This window comes from Acidimicrobiales bacterium, assembly GCA_035540975.1.
Taxonomy (GTDB): Bacteria; Actinomycetota; Acidimicrobiia; order Acidimicrobiales.
Genome location: DATLFN010000054.1, coordinates 1 through 21,048, shown reverse-complemented (window position 1 = coordinate 21,048; position 21,048 = coordinate 1). Strand labels below are relative to the sequence as shown.

The following is a 21,048-nucleotide window of genomic DNA, read 5'->3' as shown; positions in this document are numbered from 1 at the left end:
GGGGGGGGGGGGGGGGGAGATGGTGACCGACGAGTCGATGACCAACTGGCGGGCGAACGACAGCGGGGTGATGCGCGCCTCGTTGTACGACGACGTCACGTGGCCGGCGTAGCGGTAGGTGCTGGAGTGCTCGATGGTGATGCGCCAGCTCACGAGGTGGGCTCCGACGGCTCGCCCAGCCGCAGGCTGGGCCGCCATGCCACCGCCGCCGTCTGGCGGAAGAACCGGCTGGCGACGGCGGCGCTGGCGTCGGCGCACGAGCCCTGGAGGGCCTGGAGGTGGTCGGGCATGTCGCGGATCAGGTCGTCCACCGACTGGAACTCCAGCTGGGCCCGCGCCGCCCCCAGCACCCGGCGGGCCTCGTCGCTCAGCCCGCTGCGGCCGGCGCTGGGCCCGAGGTCGGCCAGGCACTGCTCGGCCACCGCCAGGGCGTGGAACGCCGACCGCGGGAAGAGCCGGTCGAGCAGGAGGAACTCGGCCACGAGGGACGGGTCCACCGCCTTGCGGTACGTGCGCAGGAACGCCTCGTGGGCCGAGCAGCAGCGCAGCGTGGTGATCCACTCGATCTGGCCCGACGGCTGGGTGAACCGGGCCAGCAGGAGCCGGGTCGTCATGTCGACGCGCTCCAGGCTGCGGCCGAGGACCAGGAACCGCCACCCGTCGTCCCGGCTCATGGTGGAGTCGGCCAGGCCGGCCATCATGCTGGCCCGCTCCTTGACGTGGCGGAAGAACCCGTGCGGCCCGGCGGTGGCTGCCCGCACCACGTGGGTCGACAGCGAGTTCTTGGTGGCGTTGAGGCACTCCCACATCTCCGACGACAACGCGTCGCGCGCACCGCGGGCGTTGTCGTGCGCCGCCGTCAGGGCGCCCACGATGGAGCTGGGGGAGACCGCGTCGAACGCCAGGGTGTCGAGCACCAGCTCCACGTCCACCGTCCCCTCGGGCGGGTGGACGCCCATCACCCCGAGCAGGGCGGTGCAGGCGTTCTCCTCGGCCACCGACGGGTCCTCCAGGAGGTGGTGGACGTGGACGTCGAGGATGCGGGCCACGTCCTCGGCCCGCTCGACGTAGCGGCCCACCCAGTAGAGCGACTCGGCGATGCGGCTCAGCACGGCGGCACTCCGGCCGACGGCGGATGGTCCTGCTGCTGCTGCTGCTGCTGGTTGGCCTGCGATGCCAGCGGGCCCGCCTCGGGCGGCCGGGCGTCGAGGCGGAGGGAGGAGGCGGCGGCGGCCGGCGCGGCGGGCTTGCCCACGGGGGGCTGGCGGCTGCCGGCCAGCACCCAGGTGTCCTTCGACCCGCCGCCCTGGCTGGAGTTGACGATGAGGCTCCCCTCGGGGAGCGCCACCCGGGTGAGGGCGCCCGGCACGACCCAGACCCGCTCGCCGTCGTTGACGGCGAAGGGCCGCAGGTCGACGTGGCGGGGCTGGAGCCGGCGGCCGACCTGGGTGGGCGACGTCGACAGCCTCATGACCTCTTGGGCGATCCACCCGCGCGGGCACCCGGCCAGCACGCCGGCCATGCGGTCGAGCTCCTCGGCGCTCGCCTGGGGCCCCATCACCAGGCCGTAGCCGCCCGAACCGTCCACCGGCTTGAGGACGACCTGGTCGAGCCGGCCGAGCACGTGCGCCAGCTGGTCGGGGTCGTCCAGGCGGTAGGTGTCCACGTTGGGGAGCACCGGCTTCTCGCCCAGGTAGTACTCGATCATGTCGGGGACGTAGGTGTAGACGAGCTTGTCGTCGGCGACGCCGTTGCCGACCGCGTTGGCGATGGTCACATTGCCGGCCCGGGCCGCGTTGAGGATGCCGGGGCAGCCCACGACCGAGTCGGTGCGGAAGTGGAGGGCGTCGAGGTAGGCGTCGTCCACCCGGCGGTAGACGACGTCCACCCGCTGCTCGCCCTCGGTGCTGCGCATGTAGACGACGCCGCCCTTGCAGATCAGGTCCCGGCCCTCCACCAGCTCCACGCCCATCTGGCGGGCCAGGAAGGCGTGCTCGAAGTAGGCGGAGTTGTAGACGCCGGCCGTCATCACGACCACCCTGGGCTCGCCCGTCCCCGTCGGCGTGGCCGCCCGCAGGGCCTCCAGCAGCCGCGCCGGGTAGCTGTCGACGGGGCGGACGCGATGGCCCTCGAACAGCTCGGGCATGACCCGGGCCATGGTGCGGCGGTTCTCGATGACGTAAGAGATCCCCGACGGGGTGCGGACGTTGTCCTCCAACACGCGGAACTGCCCGTCGCAGCGGATGAGGTCGATGCCGGCGACGTGGACGCGCACGCCGTTGGGCGGCTCGACGCCCACCGCCGGCCGCTGGAACCCGGTGGCCCGGGTGACGACGCGCCGGGGGACGATGCCGGCGCGGAGGATCTCCCCCGTGCCGTACACGTCGGCGAGGAACGCCTCCAGGGCCCGCACCCGCTGGGTGACGCCCGATTCCACCTCGGCCCACTCCTCGGCCGAGAGCACCCTGGGGACGAGGTCGAGCGGGAAGGGGCGGTCCTCGCCCTGGTGGGAGAAGGTGATGCCCTGGTCGCGGAAGGCGTGGTCACGGGCCGTGCAGCGGGCGACGAGCTCGTCGCCCGAGAACGCCTGGAGCGCCTGATGGAGGGCCTCGTACGGCGCCCGGGCACGGCCGGGCACGTCGAACATCTCGTCCCAGGCCGCGTCGGTGGCGTAGTCGTGGAGGAGGTCGCCCACCCGGGGAATCGTGCCACGTCGGGGTTACGACCCTGTTTCGCCGCTGACTCGGGGCGGTCAAGGGTGCCAAGATTCGGTCGTGTTCGTCCGGGTGGGCTGCGAGTTCCGGCACACGGCCGGGGCGCCGACCCCGTCGGTGTGGCAGGTGCGCCCGCGCCGCGACGGCCCGCACCGGCTGGTCGACGAGCGCTGGGAGGTGTCACCGGCCTGCGACCTCGCCGGGTACCTGGACCTGTTCGGGAACCGGTGCGACCGGCTGACGCTGCCGGTCGGGTCGAGCGTCGTCCGCTACGACGCCGTCGCCGAGGTGGCCGGCACGGTCGACGACGCCGACCCGGACGCCCCCCAGCTCGCGGTGGAGGACCTGCCCGACGAGACGCTCGTCCACCTCCTGCCGTCCCGCCTGTGCTTCCCCGAGCTGCTGGCCGCCGAGGCGTGGGCGCTGTTCGGGAGCGGGCCGGTGGGGTGGCGGCGGGTCCAGGCGGTCTGCGACTGGGTCCACGACAACGTCCGCTACGACGACGCCGACAGCACGCCTGCGACCACGGCCCTCGACGTGTGGGAGCGCCGGGCCGGCGTGTGCCGCGACTTCGCCCAGCTGGCCATCACCTTCTGCCGGAGCCTCAACATCCCCGCCCGCTACGTGTTCGGCTACCTGCCGGACGTCGGCGTCCCGCCGCCCGACTACCCGATGGACTTCTGCGCCTGGTTCGAGGCCCACCTCGGCGGCCGCTGGTGGACCTTCGACCCCCGCAACAACCAACGGCGGGCGGGCCGGGTGGTCATCGGCCGGGGCCGTGACGCCGTCGACGTCGCCATGCTCACCACCTACGGGGCGCCCGTCCTCGACCGGATGACCGTCTGGGCCGACGAGGTGGGCTCCCCGACGCTCTCCGACGCCGACGCCGGCGCCGGCGACCGCCGAGCCGGCTGATCGCCGGCGGAGCGCGGCGCCCGGGCCTCCAGGAGCGCCAGGTCGTCGAGAACGGTGCTGGCCATCACCGAACGGTCGTCGACCGGCGGGGCCGGGGCGCCGGGGGCGAGGAGGGAGGCGCCCACCGCCGCGGTGGCGGCGCGCACCAGGTCCCGCAGCTCGCGGGGCGGCGGGAAGTATTCGTCCTCGTCGCTGACCGACACCAGCTCGACGCCGGCGGTCGGGCCCAGGCGCTCGACGACGGCCCGCACCAGCTCCTCGGGCGCCGACGCACCGGCAGTCACCCCGACCGTGCCGGCCAGGTCGACGGGCACCTCGTCGGCCCCGTTGACCCGTACCACGACCGGGCAGCGCGACCGGGCGACCTTCTCCAGGGCCCGGGTGTTGGACGAGTTGGCGGACCCGATGACGACGACGGCGTCCGACCGGTCGGCGACGGCCTTGAGCGCCGCCTGGCGGTTGGTGGTCGCGAAGCACAGGTCGCTGCGGCCGGGCATCCACACGGACGGGAACCGGGAGGCGGTGGCGTCGCGCACGCCGGCCCACTCGTCCATGCTCAGCGTGGTCTGGGCCAGGAAGGCCACCGGGGTGTCGGGGCTCAGGTCGAGCGCCGCCACGTCGGCCTCCGTCTCCACCAGGCGCACCGACGCGGGCGCCACCGCCATGGTGCCGACCGCCTCGTCGTGGCCCTCGTGGCCGACGTAGACGACCGTGTAGCCCTTGCCCGACCGCACCTTCACCTCGTGGTGGACCTTGGTGACCAGCGGGCAGACGGCGTCCACCACCACGCCGCCGTTGGCCCGGGCCGAGGCGACCACCTCGGGCGCCGAGCCGTGGGCGCTGAGCATCACGGGCGAGCCGGGGGGCACGTCCGCCACGTCGTCGACGAACACCACGCCGAGCCGGCGGAAGCGGTCGACCACCACGGCGTTGTGGACGATCTCGTGGTAGCAGTACACGGGCGGCTCGAACACCCGGACCATCCAGGCCAGGGCCTTGATCGCCATCTCGACGCCGGCGCAGAAGCCGCGCGGAGCGGCCAGCAGCACGCGCTCGACCGGCATGGGACCAGGCTACGCGCCCCCGTCCGCGACGCCGGGCCGCGGGCCGTCGTCGTTCTCTGGACGCCCGGCGCCGCATTCCGGCGCTTTCCGTCCACAGAACGCCGCCACGGCGCCCGCCCCGGTCCGGGCCGCGGGCCCTCGGGCCGGTGCAGGTAGCCTGTGTGCATGTCGCTGCCTCGGGTGGTGGCCGTGGCCGACGGGTCACCGGCCGCCCGGGCCGACCTGCGCCCCGGCGACGAGATCGTCTCCCTCGGCGGCCAGGTGCCCCGTGATGTCATCCAGCTCCAACTGCTCACCGACGAGGCCGACCTGGACCTCGAGGTGAGCCGGGGCGGCCTCCACCTGTCCGTCGTGGTGGACAAGGAGGCGGGCGAGCCGCTGGGGGCCGAGCTGGCGTCGGCCCTTTTCGACCGGGTGCAGACCTGCGACAACCACTGCGAGTTCTGCTTCATCCACCAGCTCCCGCCGGGGATGCGCCGCAGCCTGTACCTGAAGGACGACGACTACCGGCTGTCGTTCCTCTACGGGAACTTCACCACCCTCACCCGCTTCACCGAGGCCGACCTGGAGCGGGTGGTCACCGAACGGTTGAGCCCCCTGTACGTCAGCATCCACGCCACCGATCCCGAGGTCCGGGCCCGCATGCTGCGCAACCGGCGGGGCGCCACCAGCCTGCGCTGGCTGCGGGCGCTGCTCGACGCCGGCATCGAGGTCCACGGCCAGGTCGTGGTGTGCCCGGGGGTGAACGACGGCGCCGTCCTGGCCGACACCCTGGCCGGGGTGCTGGACGAGTACCCCGAGCTGGCGACCGTGGCCGTGGTGCCGCTGGGCGTGAGCCGGTGGTCGCACGAGGCGGCCATGCGCCCGCACACCGCCGACGAGGCGGCCGCCGTCGTGGAGTGCGTGCACGAGTGGCAGCCGCGTTTCCTCGCCGTCCTCGGCCGGCGCCTGGCCTTCGCGGCCGACGAGTACTACCTCCTCGCCGGCCTGCCCTTCCCGGGGGCGGAGTCCTACGAGGGCTTCCCCATGCACGAGGACGGGATCGGCATGGCCCGCCTGATCGAGGAGCAGTGGCGGGACGGGCCCACGGCTCCGTCGATCGGGCCGGGCGACGGCGCCGCCGCCGTGCGAGGCGGGTTCTTCGCCTGGGTGGACGGCGCGCCCGCCGCGGGGTACCGCGCCCCGCGGGCGCCCGCCGGGCCGGTGACCCTCGTCTCGCGCCCGCGGCGCGAGGCGCCCGTCGCCGTGCTCACCGGCACCTACGGGGCCCGGGTGGTCGGGCCCCTGGTCGACGCGCACGGGCGGGACGACGTCCGGGTCGTGCCCGTGGCCAACACCTTCTTCGGGGGCAACATCGGGGTCACCGGCCTGCTGGTGGGGGAGGACCTGGCCCGGGCCCTGGCCGACCAGCCCGAGGGCCACCGCTACCTCCTCCCCGACGTGTGCCTCTCCGACGGCGTGTTCCTCGACGGCATGCGCCCGTCCGACCTGCCGCGGCCCGTCGAGGTCGTCGCCACCGACGGCCGGTCGCTGCGCCGGGCGCTGGCCGGCGCCCGCCGGTGAGCCGGCCCGCACCGGTGGCCACGGCGGTGGCCGGCCGCCCCGTCGTCGCCGTCGTAGGCCGCCCCAACGTGGGCAAGTCGACCCTGGTCAACCGCATCCTGGGCCGGCGCGAGGCGATCGTCGAGGAGCGCCCGGGCGTGACCCGGGACCGCAAGTCGGTGGACGCGGAGTGGAACGGCCGCCCGTTCACCCTGGTCGACACCGGCGGCTGGCTGGCCGGTGACGACCCCCTCGACCGCCAGGTCAGCGCCCAGGCCGAGCGGGCCGTGGCCGAGGCCGACGTGCTGCTGATCGTCACCGACGCCGCCGTGGGTGCGACCGACGAGGACGTCCAGGTGGCGCGCCTCCTGCGCCGGGCCGGGAAGCCGGCGCTGCTCGTCGCCAACAAGGTGGACTCCGAGCACCGGGAGTCCGACGCCTGGGCGCTGTCGCGCCTCGGCCTGGGCGACCCGTGGCCCGTGTCGGCCCTCCACGGCCGGGGCATGGGCGACCTTCTCGACGAGGTGGTGCGCCTCCTGCCGCCGCCCGACGAGGAGGCCCACGGCGGCGAGGCGCCGCCGGCCGACGGGGACGGCGAGGACGGGAAGGACGCGCCGAGCGTCGCCATCGTCGGCCGCCCCAACGTGGGCAAGTCGACGTTGTTCAACCGCCTGGTCGGCGACGAGCGGTCGGTGGTCCACGACCTGCCCGGTACCACCCGCGACGCCGTCGACACCCTGATCGAGACGGAGAGCGGACCGCTCCGCCTCATCGACACGGCCGGGATGCGGCGGCGGTCGAGGACGGGCGAGGGGCCCGAGTTCTACTCCCTCGTACGGGCGCTGCGGGCCATCGACCGGGCCGACGCCGCCGTGCTCGTGATCGACGCGTCCGAGGGGGTGACGTCGCAGGACCAGCGGCTGGCCGAGCGGGTGGACGCCGCCGGCAGCCCGGTGGTGATCCTCCTCAACAAGTGGGAGACGCTGGACGCCGACGGGCGGGCCGACGTGCTGGGCCAGGTCGCCGACCGCCTGTCGTTCCTGGGGTACGCCCCCGTGCTGAAGGTGAGCGCCCGGACCGGCCTCGGTGTGCACCGGCTGCTGCCGGCGCTGGACCAGGCCATCGACGCCTACCACCGCCGCATCCCGACGGCCGAGCTGAACCGGGTGGTGCAGGCGGCCCAGGCCGGCCACCCGTCGCCCGGGGGCCGGGTGCTGTACGCCATCCAGGGCGCCACCGACCCGCCCACGTTCACCCTGTTCGCCACCCGCGCCCTGCCCCAGCCCTACCTGCGCTACCTGGAGCGCAAGATCCGCGAGCACTTCGGGTTCGGCCCCACGCCCCTCAAGCTGCGGGTGCGGCGACGCGACGCGTGAGGCGCCGCCCCGAGGGGCGTCGAGGGCCGCCGGGCGCATCGGGGCGGGTAGCGTGACCGGCGCATGGTGAACCGACCCGTACTGCTGGTCGTCGCCGTGGGATGCCTGTTGGCCGCCGTCGTCTGGGGCCGCTCGGCCTTCCGGCTCGAGCGCGCCCTGCGCCGCATCTCGCACAGCGAGGGCGACACCGGCACCGGGACGGCCGCCGCCTCGCTCGGGTTCCGCAAGGAGCTCCACACCATGATCCTGTACGCCCTGCTGGGCCTGGGGATCGGGTTCAGCTCGTTGTCCGAGGACCCCGAGTTCGACATGCCGCTGGTCCTCCTGGCCATCCCGGTGATGCTGTCCCTGCGCTTCGGCCGGGAGATCCTGGCCGAGTCCCGCAACGCCGAGGACCGGTGGCTGCTGGAGCGGCGGGCCCGCGAGGTGCTCAACCAGCAGAGCGAGCTGACGCCGATGCGGTGGTCGGCCCGGCTGGCCCCCGACGACCTCCCGGTGATCCAGGGCTTCGAGGTGGCGCACCTCTACGTCCCCGGGATGGGCGCCATGGCGGGCGACTTCTACGACCTGTTCCCGAACGGGCCGACCCGGCTGGCCGCCGTCATCGGCGACGTCGCCGGCCACGGCATCGAGCCGTCGATCACCGCCTTCCAGGTGAAGTACCTGCTGCGGGTGTTCCTCCGCCAGTACCGGGACCCGGCCCAGGCCATCGAGGAGCTCAACATCGTGCTCTCCGCCCAGGGCCGGCCCGAGGACCTCGTGTCGTTGTGCACGGTCGTGTTCGACCAGGCGGCGGCCACCCTGCGCTTCGCGTCGGCCGGCCACCCGCCGGCGTGGGTGTGGCACGACCGCGAGGTGCGCCCGCTGCGCGCGACGGGCCCGCTGCTCACCCTCGACCCCAAGGGCTCGTACTTCAGCCGGGAGATCGACCTCGACCCGGGCGACGTCCTCCTGCTCTACACCGACGGGCTCACCGAGGCGCGCTCGGGCGACCAGCTCTTCGGCGAGGAGCGCATCGCCCAGATCCTGCGCCGCGACCCCGGGGAGGACCTGGAGACGCTGTGCAAGACCCTGCTGGAGGCGGCGAGGGACTTCGCCTCGGAGCCGCTGAGCGACGACGTCGCCATCCTCGCCATCCGCAGGACCTGACCGAAGTGGCCGGCCCGACGTCCAGCGACGACCTGCGGCGGGCCGCCGAGCGGGCCCGGCGCGGCAACCTCGACAAGGGCGCCGACCGCCTGGCGGCCGCCGGCAAGCTGTTCGTGCGGGACCGCGTCGCGATGCTCGTCGACGAGGGCTCGTTCGTGGAGGACGGCCTGCTCGCCAACGCCGCCGCCGCCGACCTGCCGGCCGACGGCGTCGTCACCGGCCGGGGCAGCGTCGACGGGCGGCCGGTGTGTGTGATGGCCAACGACTCCACGGTGAAGGCGGGGTCCTGGGGGGCGCGGACCGTCGAGAAGATCGTCCGCCTGAGCGAGTACGCCTTGGCGCACGAGCTGCCGGTGTTCTGGCTGGTGGACTCGGCGGGCGCCCGCATCACCGACCAGGTGGAGCTCTTCCCGGGCCGCCGGGGCGCCGGGCGCATCTTCTACAACCAGGTGCGCCTCTCCGGCCGGGTGCCCCAGGTTTGCTGCCTCTTCGGGCCCTCGGCCGCCGGCGGCGCCTACATCCCGTCGTTCTGCGACGTGGTCTTCATGGTGGAGGGCAACGCGTCGATGTACCTCGGATCGCCCCGCATGGCCGAGGTGGTGGTGGGCGAGCGGGCGACCATCGAGGAGATGGGCGGCGCCCGCATGCACGCCACCGTGTCGGGGTGCGGCGACAACCTCGCCCCCGACGACGCGGCGGCCATCGAGATGGCCCGCCGGTGGTTCTCGTACGTGCCGACGTCGTGGCGGGAGGCGCCGCCCGCCGCCGACCCGGCGCCGCCGGCCACCGTGCTGGCGGCGTCGATGATCCCCGAGTCCGACCGGGCCGGCTACGACATGCACACCGTCGTCGAGGCGCTGGTGGACGACGGGTCGCTGTTCGAGGTGAAGCCCCTGTGGGCCACCGAGGTTATCGTCGCCCTGGGCCGCATCGAGGGACGGGCCGTCGGCGTGGTGGCCAACAACCCGGCCCGCAAGGGCGGCGTGCTGTTCGTCGACTCGGCCGACAAGGTGGCGCGCTTCGTGTGGTGGTGCGACGCGTTCAACCTCCCGCTGGTGTTCCTGGCCGACGTCCCCGGCTTCATGATCGGGACCCAGGTCGAGCGCCAGGGGATCATCCGCCACGGCGCCAAGATGATCACCGCCGTCGCCGAGGCGACCGTCCCCAAGATCTCGGTGATCGTGCGCAAGGCCTACGGCGCCGGCCTGTACGCCATGGCCGGTCCCGCCTTCGAGCCTGACGCGTGCATCGCCCTGCCCTCGGCCAAGATCGCCGTGATGGGCCCCGAGCCGGCCGTCAACGCCGTGCACGCCCGCCACATCGCCGCCCTCGGGGACCCGGCCGAGCAGGCTGCGTTCGTGGCCCAGAAGCGGGCCGAGTACGAGGCCGACGTCGACCTGCTGCGCCTCGCCTCGGACCTCGTCATCGACGCCGTGGTGGCACCCGAGGACCTGCGGTCGGAGATCGCCGCCCGGCTGGCCACGGCCGAGGGCAAGGACCGTCACTTCTCCGAGCGCCACCACGGGGTGCCCCCGGTATGACGCCCGACGCCGTGCGCATCCGCGAGGTCGGGCCGCGCGACGGCCTCCAGGTGGAGGCGCCCGTCCCCGTCGCCGACCGCATCCGGCTGATCGAGGCCGTGCTGGACGCCGGCGTGCGCCACGTCGAGGCGGCCGCCTTCGTGTCGCCGCGCGCCGTGCCGGCCATGGAGGGCGCCGCCGAGGTGATGGCGGGGCTGGAGCGCCGCCCGGGCGTGGCCTACGCCGTGCTGGTTCCCAACCTCACCGGCGCCGAGCGGGTGCCGTGGTGCGACGAGGTCACCTTCGCGATCTCGGTGTCGCCCGAGTACAACCGTCGCAACGTCAACCGGACGGTCGGGGAGTCGGTGGCCGAGGCGGGACGGGTGGCGGCGGCGATGGGGGAGCGGGGCGTGCCGGTGGACGCGGTGATCTCCTGCTCCTTCGGGTCGCCCTTCGAGGGGGACGTCGCGCCCGACGACGCCCACGCCCTCGGCCGGCGCCTGCTCGACGCCGGCGTCTCGTCGCTGACCTACGCCGACACCACCGGCATGGCCACCCCCCGCCGGGTCGCCGACCTGCTGGCGGTGACCGGGCCCGACGTCGGCCTGCACCTCCACGACACGCGGGGCACCGCCCTCGTGAACGCCTACGCCGCCCTGGAGGCCGGCGTGCGCCGGTTCGACACCGCCGTCGGGGGCCTGGGCGGGTCGCCGGCGGTGACCGGGACGGGAGGCGGGGCGGGCGGCAACCTGGCCACCGAGGACCTGGTGCACCTCCTCGACGACCTGGGTGTCCAGACGGGGATCGATCTCGAGCGGCTGCTGGCGGCCAGCCGGATGGTGGCCTCGCTGGTCGGCCACGGTGTCCCCAGCCGGGTGGCGGCGGCGGGCCCGAGGGGCCGGCCGGCGGGGCCGTAGACTGGCCGGCAGCGTGCCGTGGTGCGAGGAGTGCGACCGGTTCGTCACGCCGACCAGCCTCGGCGATGGCGGTGCCTGCCCCAGGTGCGGCGTCGCCGTCGAGGTTCCCGGCCTGGCTGGCGGTGCCGAGGAGGACGTGGCCGTCCCCTGGCACTTCAAGCTGCTGCTGGTGGCGACCGTGCTCTACCTCGGATGGCGGGCCGTGCAGGGCGTCGCCTGGGTCGTAGCCCACCTCTGAGCCCCCCCGGACGGAGTTTCGGTCGCGTACCCGTACCCTGAGGAATGTCGGCCGTCCGGCCGACGCGATCCGGGCGGGACACGGGAGACGGGGGAACGGGAGATGGGGAAGACGGCCAGGTCACGGCTCGTCGCGACGTTGGTGGCCGGCGCCCTTGCCGCCACCGCCTGCTCGGGCGGTGGGGGCACGGAGGGCGCCGGGGCCGGTTGCGCGGCCCGGGCCGGCGAGCGGGCGGCGAAGGCCGTCCTGCGCTGCACCGAGGGCTCGATCGGATTCGTGGAGACCGAGGTCTCGTCGGGGACGGGCGTGGTCGTGGAGGTGGAGGGCAAGCGCTACGTGCTCACCAACGAGCACGTGGTCGACCCGTTCGACGCCGCCGACGTGACCGTGGGCGCAGCGACGTTCGAGGACCTCCCCGTCGTCGGCGTCGACATCTCGGCCGACGTCGCCCTCCTCGGTCCGCTGACGGGCCGGGACCTGCCCGCGCCGCTGGCCCTGGCCGACGGGACCGGCCTGGAGCGGGGCGACGACGTCTTCCTCGTCGGGTTCCCGGGCGAGGCCAACACCGACGACCTCGAGGTGACCATCGCCTCGGGGATCGTGTCGCGCCTTCGCGACGTCAAGGAGTTCGCCCAGACCTACATCCAGACCGACGCCACCATCGCCGGCGGCCAGTCCGGGGGGCCGCTGTTCGACGGGGACGCCAACCTGGTCGGCATCTCCGGCCTGGCCTTCGCCGAGGGCGAGTTCGCGCTGGCGCTGGCCGGTCGGGACACGGCGGAGGCGGTGGAGCGGATCCTGGCCGGCGACGGCGACGAGTACCTGTCGTTGCCGGGCGGCGCCCACACCGGCGGCCGTGCCGGTGCGGCCGGTGCGACCAGCGGCACGCTGAGCATCTTCGACGGCAGCGACGGGCAGGTGCTGTTCCTGCCCGCCGCCGGCGGAGACCGGACCTGGAACCTCACCGTCGACATGTCGGCGCGCCCGGTCGTCACGGTCGGCACCATGGCGGGCGACGAGCCCCTGGCGGTCAGCTCCAACGCCGAGGCCGTCCAGGGGGAGATCTCCCGCCGGCTCGCCAAGGCCCGCGGGGGGCGGCCCGACGCCCTGCCCGACCCCGAGGCGGCGGGGCACGACCCGAAGATCGCCGCCCGGGAGACCCGGCCGGGGACCTTCGCCATCCCCGTGAAGGCCGACGAGTCGGCGCTGGTCTTCGTCGCCGTCCCGCTGACCGACCGGCCCGTCACGGTCGGGTGGACGTCCGACCTGCCGCTCGTCGCGGCGTCGCGCCCGGTCACCGAGAAGCGCCTCGACGTGGGCGGCACCCTCGACGGGATCGTAGGCGGGCTGGACACGTCGATCGACGTCATGGTCGACCTCGCCGCCGGCCAGCGGGTCCAGCTCCACGCCCGGTCGCCCCAGGGCGACCCGGGGTTCGCGGTGTACACCCCCGGGACCAGGCTCGACCACCTCACCGCCGCCGATCCCGAGGGGGCGGGGGTCGAGGTGTTCGACGACACCGACGACGGCCTGCTCGGCCTGGACGCCAAGACGACGTTCGAGGCGGAGAAGTCGGGCACCTACCGCTTCCGGCTCTACAACAACGAGTACACGTCGATCCACGTCCGGTTCTCGGTGGTCGACTGCGCCGGCAGAGACTGCGACGCCACGAAGCCGACCACCTGACCCGGGCGCTACCATGCGGGCGCCGCGGGCTGTGGCGCAGCTTGGTTAGCGCGCTTGACTGGGGGTCAAGAGGTCGGGAGTTCAAATCTCCCCAGCCCGACGGGAAAACCGCAGGTCAGGGCCGGTGTCGCCAGACACCGGCCCTTGGCGGCTCAGACCCGAACCGCCGTTGGCGACGAGCCGGGTTCCCTTCGTGCGGCAAGAGCGGGCGATATTCGCCCATCCTTGCCGCACGAACGACGCCGCCCACCGGGGGAACCTCCCGGCGCCACACCTATCTGGACTCCGCGGGTAGGTGTCCGAATCATCCATTGCAACGGAATCGACGTTATAGGACAATCCGTGCGTCGCCCCCGCCCGCCAGCGGGGGGAAGACGACGGACAGCCCCGGTACCGAGCGTCGCCGATCGGGGCCGGGGCTGTTCTCGTCGAACCGTGCTCGAGCGTCCCCGCCACCCCGGCGGGTCGTGGCGCCGCGCGTCGACCCGGCGACAGGGGCCGCGCCCACCTCGGCCCCTGTCGCCCCTCCCTCCATCGCCTGCTCCCGGCGTCCCGACCGGTACTCAGATGGCACACTCGCCGGGTGAGGTCGTCGCTCGCCCGCCTGGTCGTCGCCGCGTCCGTGGCGGCCTGCTCCCCGACCAGCGAGGAGACGGTGCCCGACGACGCTCCGGTGGAGACGACCACCCCGACGACCACGGCGTCGACGGCCGCCGCGCCCCTCGGTCCCGACGCCGTCCGCCTGGAGGAATACGGCGTCCCGGCCGGGTCGCGGCCCCACGACGTCGCCGTGGCGGCAGACGGCCGGGTCTGGTACACGGCCCAGGGCTCCGGCGAGCTCGGACGGCTCGACCCGGCCACCGGCGGAGTCGAGGAGGTCGACCTGGGCGACGGGTCGAGGCCGCACGGCGTCGTGGTCGGGCCCGACGGGGCGGCCTGGGTGACGGACGGGGGGCTGGACGCCGTGGTCCGCGTCGACGGCTCCTCGCTCGACGTGCGGACCTACCGGCTGCCGGCCGGACGGGGCGATGCCGACCTCAACACCGCCGTGTTCACGCCGGACGGCACGCTTTGGTTCACCGGCCAGGCCGGCGTCTACGGCCGGCTGGTGCCGCCGGACGGGAGGGTCGAGGTGTTCGATGCGCCCGGCGGCCGCGGCCCCTACGGGATCACCGCCACCCGTGACGGCACCGTGTACTACGCCTCGCTGGCCGGCAGCCACGTCGCCCGGGTCGACCCGCGCACCGGCGCGGCGACGGTGCTGGAGCCCCCGACCGCCGACCAGGGCACCCGGCGGGTCTGGGCGGACTCGAAGGGGCGGGTGTGGTCGAGCCAGTGGAACGCCGGGCAGGTGGCCGTCCACGACCCCGCCACCGGGGAGTGGCGGGAGTGGCGGCTGCCGGGGGACCGGCCGCAGGCGTACGCCGTGTTCGTCGACGACGGCGACGTGGTGTGGCTGAGCGACTTCGGCGCCAACGCCCTCGTGCGCTTCGACCCGGCGACGGAGCGGTTCACGTCGTTCGCCCTCCCGAGCACGCCGGCGGCCGTGCGCCAGATCGCCGGGCGGCCGGGCGAGGTGTGGGGCGCCGAGTCCGCAGCCGACAAGCTGGTGGTGGCACGCACGGGCGGATGACGGTCGTCAACGGCGCCTTCGCCGCGAACCACGCCGACCGCCACCACCAGCGGCGGCGCTCCTGGCACGAAGCGCCACAGTCCGAGGTAAAGCGACCGACCGCTCATTCGCGGCGCAGTTCGCGCCGATGACCTCACTGTGCAGTCCCGTCACCCCCGACCTGGCTCGCGCCACTGGCCCGTCCACCCCGAGCTGGACCGGTTCCTCGCCGAGGTCGACACCCTGCTGGCGCCGTCGAGCACCCCGGCCGACCGCCTCCCGGTGACCTGGCCGCCCCCGGCCATCCGCCGGACGCTGTTCCCCTACGGCGTGTTCACCTCGCGGGCGCTGTTCCGCCACCGCTGACGACGGCCGGGCCGCCGCTCCGGGCCCGGCTGGGCTCAGTAGCCCAGGGCGGCGTCCACCACGCCGGCGAGCGGCAGGCCCGACCGGTAGCGCTCCACGTTGTCCCGCACCCGCCGGGCGAACAGGGGCTCGGCCATGGCCGGCGTGTTCGCCACGTGCGGCGTGACCAGGCAGTTGTCGAGGTCCCAGAGCGGATGGCCGGGAGGGAGCGGCTCGGGGTCGGTCACGTCGAGGGCGGCGCCGCCGATGGCACCACCGCGCAGGGCCTCGACGAGGGCGCCGGTGTCGACGTGCTCGCCCCGGGCGACGTTCACCAGCCACGCCTCGGCGTCCATCCGGTCCAGTGCGTCGACGCCGACGATGCGCCGGGTGTCGGGCGTCAGCGCCAGGGCGAGCACGACGAGGGCGGCGCCAGGCAGCGCGTCGAGCAGCCCGTCGGGCCCCACGACCCGGGTGGCCCCGAAGACCGGTCCCGGGTTGCGCCGGACGACGGTCGCCTGCACCCCGAAGGGGGCGAGGAGGCGCAGGAGGGCCTCGGCGATCCCTCCACCGCCGAGGACGGTGACCCGGGCACCCTGGAGGCGCCGGCCGGCGGCGCCGCCCCAGGCGCGGGCGCGGGCGCGGCTGGGCAGCGCACGCAGCCCGGCCAGTCCGAGGGCGAGGGCGTGCTCGGCCACCGGCTCGGCATAGGCACCCTTGGCGCTCGTCCACACCCGCGCCCCGTCGAGCACGCCGGCGAAGCGGTCCACGCCGGCGAACGGGAGCTGCACCCACCGGACGGCGGGCGCCCGGTGGAGCAGGGCGGCGAGGCCCTCGGCGTCGAGCGGGTCGGTCCACACGACGGCCTCGGCCTCGGCCGCGTCGACGACCGACCCGCCGCCGGCCCGGACGGCTTCGAGCACCGACGGCGGCGCCGTGGGTGCCACGGCGCAGCCCACCGCGGCGCCGGGCGCACCCCGACGGGGATGCGGCTGCGTCTCCACCGGCCGCAGCATGCCGCGGCCGGCACCCTTCAGGGGCGGATGGCGGGCACGGGGGCGGGCGTGTGGCCCGGTCTGCGGCGGACGACCTCGGCCCGTAGCAGCCCGCGGACGGCGGTGGCCGTCTGCGGCTTGGCGAAGTAGTAGCCCTGGGCGATGTCGCACGCCATGGCGGAGAGGTCGGCGAGCTGCTCGGCCGTCTCCACGCCTTCGGCGACCACCGTGAGGCCGAGGGCGTGGGCGAGCTCGATGAGGCCGGTGATGACGGCCCGGTCCCGGGGATCGGGGCCCAGGCGGCCGACGAACGACCGGTCGATCTTGAGGATGCCCACGGGCAGGAGGTGCAGGTAGCTGAGAGCGGAGTAGCCGGTCCCGAAGTCGTCGATGGCCACCACCACGCCGAGGCCATGGATGCGGCGGATGGCCTCGGTGGCACCGCGGCTGTCGTCGACGAGGGCGCTCTCGGTCACCTCGATGCACAGCTGGGACGGCCGGATGCCTGCTCCGGCGATGGCGTCGTCGACGTCGTCGAGGACCCCCGGCGACCGCAGCTGGTGCGGCGACAGGTTGACCGACATGACGAAGTCGGAGTCGACCAGGCCCTCGGCCGTCCACGCCGCGACCTGCCGGCACGCCTCCTCGAGCACGTAGCGGCCGAGGGGCACGATGAGGCCGGTCTCCTCGGCCAGGCCGATGAACTCGTCGGGGCCGACCAGGCCGCGACCGGGCCGCTCCCAGCGCACCAGCGCCTCGGCGCCGATGACGCGCAGGCCGTCGATGCGGATGTTGGGCCGGTAGTGGACGCGCAGCTCGCCCCGCTCGAGGGCCCGGCGCAGGTCGTTCTCGGTCTCGAGGCGGGCGACGGCCCGCTCCCGCATGGGGTTGTCGAACACCACGCAGCGGGCCCGACCGTGCGCCTTGGCCTCGTACATGGCGGCGTCGGCGTCGCGGACCAGGCTCCGCGGGTCCTCGTCGGGGTCGCCGGTGACGGCGACTCCGATGCTGGCGGTGAGGTAGATGTCCTCCCCCCGCAGCAGGAACGGCTCGGCCAGGCTGGCGGCCAGCCGCTCGGCGACCTCGGCGGCCTGGGCCTCGTCGTGCACGTCCTCGCAGACGACGACGAACTCGTCGCCGCCGAAGCGGGTGGCGGTGTCGCCCGCCCGCAGCCCCGCCTCGATGCGGCGGGCCGCCGAGATCAGCAGCTCGTCACCAGCCTGGTGCCCGAGGGAGTCGTTGACCACCTTGAAGCGGTCGAGGTCGCAGAACAGCACGGCCACGCCCCCCGGCCGGCGCCGCAGGCGGCGCAGGGCGTGGGACAGCCGGTCCAGCATCAGCATGCGGTTCGGCAGGCCGGTGAGGGGGTCCTGGAGGGCCTGGGCCCGCAGCTCCTCGATCAAGTGGGTGTTGTGGAGCGCCGAGCCGACGTGGTTGGCGAACGTGGTGAGGACCTGGAGCTCGCGCCGGCCCAGGCGGACGACCCCGCGGAAGCCGACCCGGAGCGTGCCCAGGCACCCGCGCTGGCTGAGCAGCGGGGGCGATGGCGCACGCCTCCAGGCCGTGGGCCTCCAGGTCCTCCCGCAGCCGCCCGGGCGCCTCGACGGCCACCACCTGGAACGCCTCGCGCTCGCTCACGACACGCGGCCAGAACGCCCCGGCCAGGGCCAGCGGCTCGCCGACCGTCTCGTGCACACCGCCCGTGCCGTTCCAGCGGTAGACGACGGCCTGGTGGCCCGCCTCCCCGTCGACGACGACGAGCTCCACGAACTCGGCCCCGAAGAGGGCGGGCGTGCGCTCGATCACCACCCTGGCCACCTCACCGGGCTCGGTGCGCAGGAGGTCGCGCGACGTGGTCTGGAGCACCTGCCACGTGTCGCGCTCGTTCATGGCGCCCAGGTAGCTCCGGTAGACCGCGTAGAGCATGGCCACCAGGGCCGGGAAGACGACGAGGGTTCCTGGTGCGCTGGAGAGGGCGACGAGGAGGATGCCCGCCGTGGTGTTCCCGGCCCACACCAGGGTGTTGAGGAGCAGGCCCTTCCGGTACACGCTCAGCAGCGGGATGCCCTGCGAGAAGGCGACGGCGGCCGAGACGGTGAGCCCGTTCCACACGAACAGGGCGAAGGCGGCGACGGCGAGGCCGGCCCACAGCCGCGAGTCGCCGGCGGGCCGGCCGGCGGGGACGACGGCGTTCAGCACGGCCCCCGCCACCAGCACCTCGGTGGCGATGGAGAGGGTGTTGAAGGCGATCTTCACCGGGGGCCGCCGGGCGGCCAGGTGGGCGCCGGCCACGGCGATGGGAGCCAGCAGCCGCAGCCACGGCCCCGGGACGAGCACCAGGCCGACGACGGCGGCGGCCTCCGACCAGGTGAAGGACTGGTGGTTGTGCCCGAAGCGGATGCGCAGCAGGCACGTGTCGCCGGCCACGAACAGGGCGGCCACCAGTGCGAGTCGCCACAGGGCCGGCACGCCACCGGCGATCGCCGCCGGTACCGCCGTGGCGACCGACACGGCCCCCGCCCCGAGCACGAGGGCGAGGAGGAGCCGGAAGCGCAGGGGCGAACGGCTGCCCGAGGAGGCGGCGGGGCCGGGCCCGCTGCCTCCGTTGGCCGCCGCGCCGCCCGGCCCGCCCGTCGTGGTTCCGCTGCCGGCCACGTTCAGACGGCCCTCACGCCTGGGGCGCGGGACCCGGCGCGCTGGTCCTCGGAGACCTCACCGGGGAGGCGCTGGCCGGCCGCCGGCCGGGGGCCCCAGAAGGCGTTCAGGAAGCCTGCATCGACATCCTCGTAGGTGACGCTCGTAAAGTCGTCGTACTCGGCAGTGGTCCACTCGGTGCCCGTCCAGCGGGTGCCGGTCCAGCGGGTGCCGGTCCACCGGGTGCCCGTCCAGCGGGTGCCGGTCCACCGGGTGCCGGTCCAGGCCACCGAGCCGGCCCACGAGCTGCCCGTCCACTCGCCGCCGGTCCAGCGGGTGCCGTCCCACAGGGCGTCGGTCCAGGCCGCGCCCGTCCAGCGGGTGCCGGTCCAGCGGGTGCCGGTCCACTCGGCGCCCGTCCAGGCGTCGCCCGTCCAGCGGGTGCCGGTCCAGTCGGCCGGGGACCACGGCTCGCAGCGGACGTCGATCTCGCCGCGGATCAGGTCGACGACGCCGTCGGGCTCGCAGTCGGTCTCCACGTTGGCACCGGCACGCGATGCCTCGATGGAGCCGAGGCCGCCGGCCGTGGGCGTCTGCCAGGTGGCCGGGCCGGGGTCGGTCGCGGCCAGCGACCGGGCGACGCCGAGCCGGAGCCGGCCCGCGCCCTGGGCGGTCGCCGCCGGGCCCGCCATGGGGGACCCGGAGCGGGTGAGCACCGACTTCACCTGGTCGGGCGTGAGGTGCGGGCGCTCGGCCAGGAGGAGAGCGGCGATGCCCGAGGTCACGGCGGCGGCCTCCGAGGTGCCGCTGCCCCTGATGTAGCTGGGGGCGACGGTGGCCTTCGGGTAGCTGGCCTCGATGTGCGACCCGAAGGAGCGGGTGGCGGTGAGCAGCCGGCCGGGGGCGACGAGGTCGGGCTTGGCGAGGCCGGCCGCCGTCGGGCCCCGGGACGACCACGACGGCACGGAGTCGTCGGCGGGGTCGGTGTTCTGCTTGTCGTCGAAGGCGCCGGCGGTGACCACGAGCGGGTCGTCGGCCGGCTTGACGATGGTGCCCGCCTGCGGTCCGGAGTTGCCGGCGGCGGTGACGACGACGATGCCCTCCTGCCACAGCCGCTGAACGGCGTAGTTGAGCGGGTCGATGGCGGGGTCCTGCCTGGAGGCGGTGCCCCACGACAGGTTCATCACGCGGATGTTGAACTGGGTGCGGTAGGCGGAGATCCAGTGCATGGCCTGGAGGATGGTGGAGACGTCGACGACGCCGTTGCGACCGGCCACCTTCACCGACACCACCGTCGCAGCGGGGGCCACGCCGGTGAAGGCGCCGCCGGTGCGCGAGGCCGAGTCGGCGCCGTTGCCGGCGACGATGCCGGCCATGACGGTGCCGTGGCCGTGGGTGTCGACGGTCGAGCCCTCGCCCGAAAGGTCGGGGCCGTGGACCAGGCGGCCGTCGAGGTCCCGCACGTTCGAGACGCCGGTGTCGAGCACGGCCACGCCCACGCCGGCGCCCAGGTTGCCGGCGGCCCACGCGGACGTCGCCTCGGAGGTCTTGGCGAAGTTGGACGCCGTGGTGGCCTCGTCGAACGTGAAGTCCTCGAAGCGCACGCGGTGGTTGACGCTCACCGACAGGACGGCCGGCGACGCCGCCACGGTGGCGACCTGGGGCCCGGTGAGCGCCGCCTGGTAGCCATGGACGAGGTCGAGCTCGGCGTCGACGGCGGCACCCGTCCCGGTGATGGCGAGCCGGGCCTCGGCGCCGCGCCCGGGGACGGCCTGGACGAGCATCGACCGTTGGGCATCGTCCGCCAGGTCGACCCCGGGCTCCACCTTGGTCCCCGCGTCGGCGGAGAGCCAGCGGATGCCGGGCGGCCCGTCGGCCGGGCCGACGGCCGGGAGGGCGCCGACGGCCGCGATGACCGCGGCGACGACGACGGCGAGCCAGATCACGGCGTTGCTCCGGCCCGGCCGCCGGGCGCGCCCGGTCGCCCTCCCCGGCACCGCCGCACAGCCCTGGCTCCCGATCGGCATCGATGGCACCTTCCGCTCGTCCTGGATCGACGGACGGCGGGTTCGCCACTGGCTCCCCGCCGGGCCAGGCGACCAGGTACAGCCCGGCGGATCGATGCCTCGTCCTGCCACTGACGGTGGCGTCAAGCTCCTTCGGCGGCCGCGCCGTGGCCATGATGACCATTTCGGGGGACTAGTCAGACCCCCATGGGCTTCGCCCGCCACGACGGATGAGAATGGTGCGTGCTCGGCCAAGCTCGGCTTTCCTTGGTGCAGCAAAGCCCGATAGTCAGACTGATGCGGGGGCCTTCTCGGCACCACGAAGTGTTCACTGC

The 21,048-nt window shown here is 74.6% G+C and carries 16 protein-coding genes, 1 tRNA gene and 1 riboswitch; of the genes, 11 read left to right on the top strand and 6 right to left on the bottom strand.

From position 1 onward, the window contains the following. Positions 1 to 149: 149 nt before the first annotated feature. Both VM242_06630 and VM242_06625 read right to left on the bottom strand, forming a co-directional pair. The gene (locus VM242_06630; GenBank protein HVM04826.1) at positions 150 to 1,112 is read right to left on the bottom strand and encodes an alpha-E domain-containing protein; all 963 of its coding nucleotides are present in this window, start codon (positions 1,110 to 1,112) and stop codon (positions 150 to 152) included. After that, positions 1,106 to 2,695, bottom strand: coding sequence for a circularly permuted type 2 ATP-grasp protein (locus VM242_06625; protein ID HVM04825.1), 1,590 nt, complete (start codon positions 2,693 to 2,695; stop codon positions 1,106 to 1,108). Before VM242_06625 ends, VM242_06630 begins: the two co-directional genes overlap by 7 nt. 79 nt (positions 2,696 to 2,774) lie before the next feature. Here VM242_06625 and VM242_06620 point away from each other — a divergent pair, with 79 nt between their 5' ends. Beyond that, complete coding sequence (locus VM242_06620; GenBank protein HVM04824.1) at positions 2,775 to 3,629, top strand: transglutaminase family protein; 855 nt, start codon at positions 2,775 to 2,777, stop codon at positions 3,627 to 3,629. Here VM242_06620 and ispH read toward each other — a convergent pair. Then, positions 3,524 to 4,693, bottom strand: coding sequence for a 4-hydroxy-3-methylbut-2-enyl diphosphate reductase (gene ispH, locus VM242_06615; protein ID HVM04823.1), 1,170 nt, complete (start codon positions 4,691 to 4,693; stop codon positions 3,524 to 3,526). The two genes, VM242_06620 and ispH, sit on opposite strands and share 106 nt — an antisense overlap. 165 nt (positions 4,694 to 4,858) lie before the next feature. Here ispH and VM242_06610 point away from each other — a divergent pair, with 165 nt between their 5' ends. The 10 genes from VM242_06610 to VM242_06565 all read left to right on the top strand — a co-directional run bounded on the left by VM242_06610 (position 4,859) and on the right by VM242_06565 (position 15,099). Beyond that, positions 4,859 to 6,256 carry a DUF512 domain-containing protein gene (locus VM242_06610; GenBank protein HVM04822.1) on the top strand — a complete coding sequence of 466 codons (1,398 nt, stop codon included), beginning with the start codon at positions 4,859 to 4,861 and terminating at the stop codon, positions 6,254 to 6,256. After that, complete coding sequence (gene der, locus VM242_06605) at positions 6,253 to 7,611, top strand: ribosome biogenesis GTPase Der (GenBank protein HVM04821.1); 1,359 nt, start codon at positions 6,253 to 6,255, stop codon at positions 7,609 to 7,611. Before VM242_06610 ends, der begins: the two co-directional genes overlap by 4 nt. A 63-nt stretch (positions 7,612 to 7,674) precedes the next feature. Next, the gene (locus VM242_06600) at positions 7,675 to 8,760 is read left to right on the top strand and encodes a PP2C family protein-serine/threonine phosphatase (GenBank protein HVM04820.1); all 1,086 of its coding nucleotides are present in this window, start codon (positions 7,675 to 7,677) and stop codon (positions 8,758 to 8,760) included. A 5-nt stretch (positions 8,761 to 8,765) separates the two neighbouring features. Beyond that, entirely contained in the window at positions 8,766 to 10,301 is a 1,536-nt protein-coding gene (locus tag VM242_06595; protein HVM04819.1) for an acyl-CoA carboxylase subunit beta, read from the top strand. Beyond that, on the top strand, positions 10,298 to 11,197 hold the full coding sequence (locus VM242_06590; protein HVM04818.1) for a hydroxymethylglutaryl-CoA lyase: 900 nt from the start codon (positions 10,298 to 10,300) through the stop codon (positions 11,195 to 11,197). Before VM242_06595 ends, VM242_06590 begins: the two co-directional genes overlap by 4 nt. 13 nt (positions 11,198 to 11,210) lie before the next feature. Next, entirely contained in the window at positions 11,211 to 11,435 is a 225-nt protein-coding gene (locus tag VM242_06585) for a hypothetical protein (protein ID HVM04817.1), read from the top strand. A gap of 102 nt (positions 11,436 to 11,537) precedes the next feature. Continuing rightward, positions 11,538 to 13,121 carry a serine protease gene (locus VM242_06580; protein HVM04816.1) on the top strand — a complete coding sequence of 528 codons (1,584 nt, stop codon included), beginning with the start codon at positions 11,538 to 11,540 and terminating at the stop codon, positions 13,119 to 13,121. Positions 13,122 to 13,146: 25 nt separating this feature from the next. After that, positions 13,147 to 13,221 (top strand) — tRNA-Pro (locus VM242_06575). Positions 13,222 to 13,704: 483 nt separating this feature from the next. Beyond that, positions 13,705 to 14,754 (top strand): hypothetical protein, encoded by a 1,050-nt coding sequence (locus VM242_06570; protein ID HVM04815.1) that lies wholly within the window; start codon positions 13,705 to 13,707, stop codon positions 14,752 to 14,754. A gap of 138 nt (positions 14,755 to 14,892) precedes the next feature. Then, the gene (locus tag VM242_06565) at positions 14,893 to 15,099 is read left to right on the top strand and encodes a hypothetical protein (protein ID HVM04814.1); all 207 of its coding nucleotides are present in this window, start codon (positions 14,893 to 14,895) and stop codon (positions 15,097 to 15,099) included. A gap of 35 nt (positions 15,100 to 15,134) precedes the next feature. Here VM242_06565 and VM242_06560 read toward each other — a convergent pair whose 3' ends face one another. The 3 genes from VM242_06560 to VM242_06550 all read right to left on the bottom strand — a co-directional run bounded on the left by VM242_06560 (position 15,135) and on the right by VM242_06550 (position 20,734). Then, entirely contained in the window at positions 15,135 to 16,082 is a 948-nt protein-coding gene (locus tag VM242_06560) for an NAD(P)-dependent oxidoreductase (GenBank protein HVM04813.1), read from the bottom strand. A gap of 29 nt (positions 16,083 to 16,111) precedes the next feature. Continuing rightward, a complete protein-coding gene (locus VM242_06555) occupies positions 16,112 to 17,410 on the bottom strand; it encodes a bifunctional diguanylate cyclase/phosphodiesterase (GenBank protein HVM04812.1) in 1,299 nt (432 codons plus the stop codon). A 1,320-nt stretch (positions 17,411 to 18,730) separates the two neighbouring features. Then, entirely contained in the window at positions 18,731 to 20,734 is a 2,004-nt protein-coding gene (locus VM242_06550) for a S8 family peptidase (protein HVM04811.1), read from the bottom strand. A 25-nt stretch (positions 20,735 to 20,759) separates the two neighbouring features. After that, a riboswitch (cyclic di-GMP riboswitch) is annotated at positions 20,760 to 20,845 on the bottom strand. Between the last annotated feature and the right edge of the window lie 203 nt (positions 20,846 to 21,048).

Bases quoted from the DNA above. Each gene is read 5' to 3' on its own strand.
- ispH (HVM04823.1), bottom strand. From the start codon at position 4,693: ATGCCGGTCGAGCGCGTGCTGCTGGCCGCTCCGCGCGGCTTCTGCGCC.
- VM242_06610 (HVM04822.1), top strand. From the start codon at position 4,859: ATGTCGCTGCCTCGGGTGGTGGCCGTGGCCGACGGGTCACCGGCCGCC.
- VM242_06600 (HVM04820.1), top strand. From the start codon at position 7,675: ATGGTGAACCGACCCGTACTGCTGGTCGTCGCCGTGGGATGCCTGTTG.
- VM242_06590 (HVM04818.1), top strand. From the start codon at position 10,298: ATGACGCCCGACGCCGTGCGCATCCGCGAGGTCGGGCCGCGCGACGGC.
- VM242_06580 (HVM04816.1), top strand. From the start codon at position 11,538: ATGGGGAAGACGGCCAGGTCACGGCTCGTCGCGACGTTGGTGGCCGGC.
- VM242_06555 (HVM04812.1), bottom strand. From the start codon at position 17,410: ATGCTGGACCGGCTGTCCCACGCCCTGCGCCGCCTGCGGCGCCGGCCG.
- VM242_06550 (HVM04811.1), bottom strand. From the start codon at position 20,734: ATGCCGATCGGGAGCCAGGGCTGTGCGGCGGTGCCGGGGAGGGCGACC.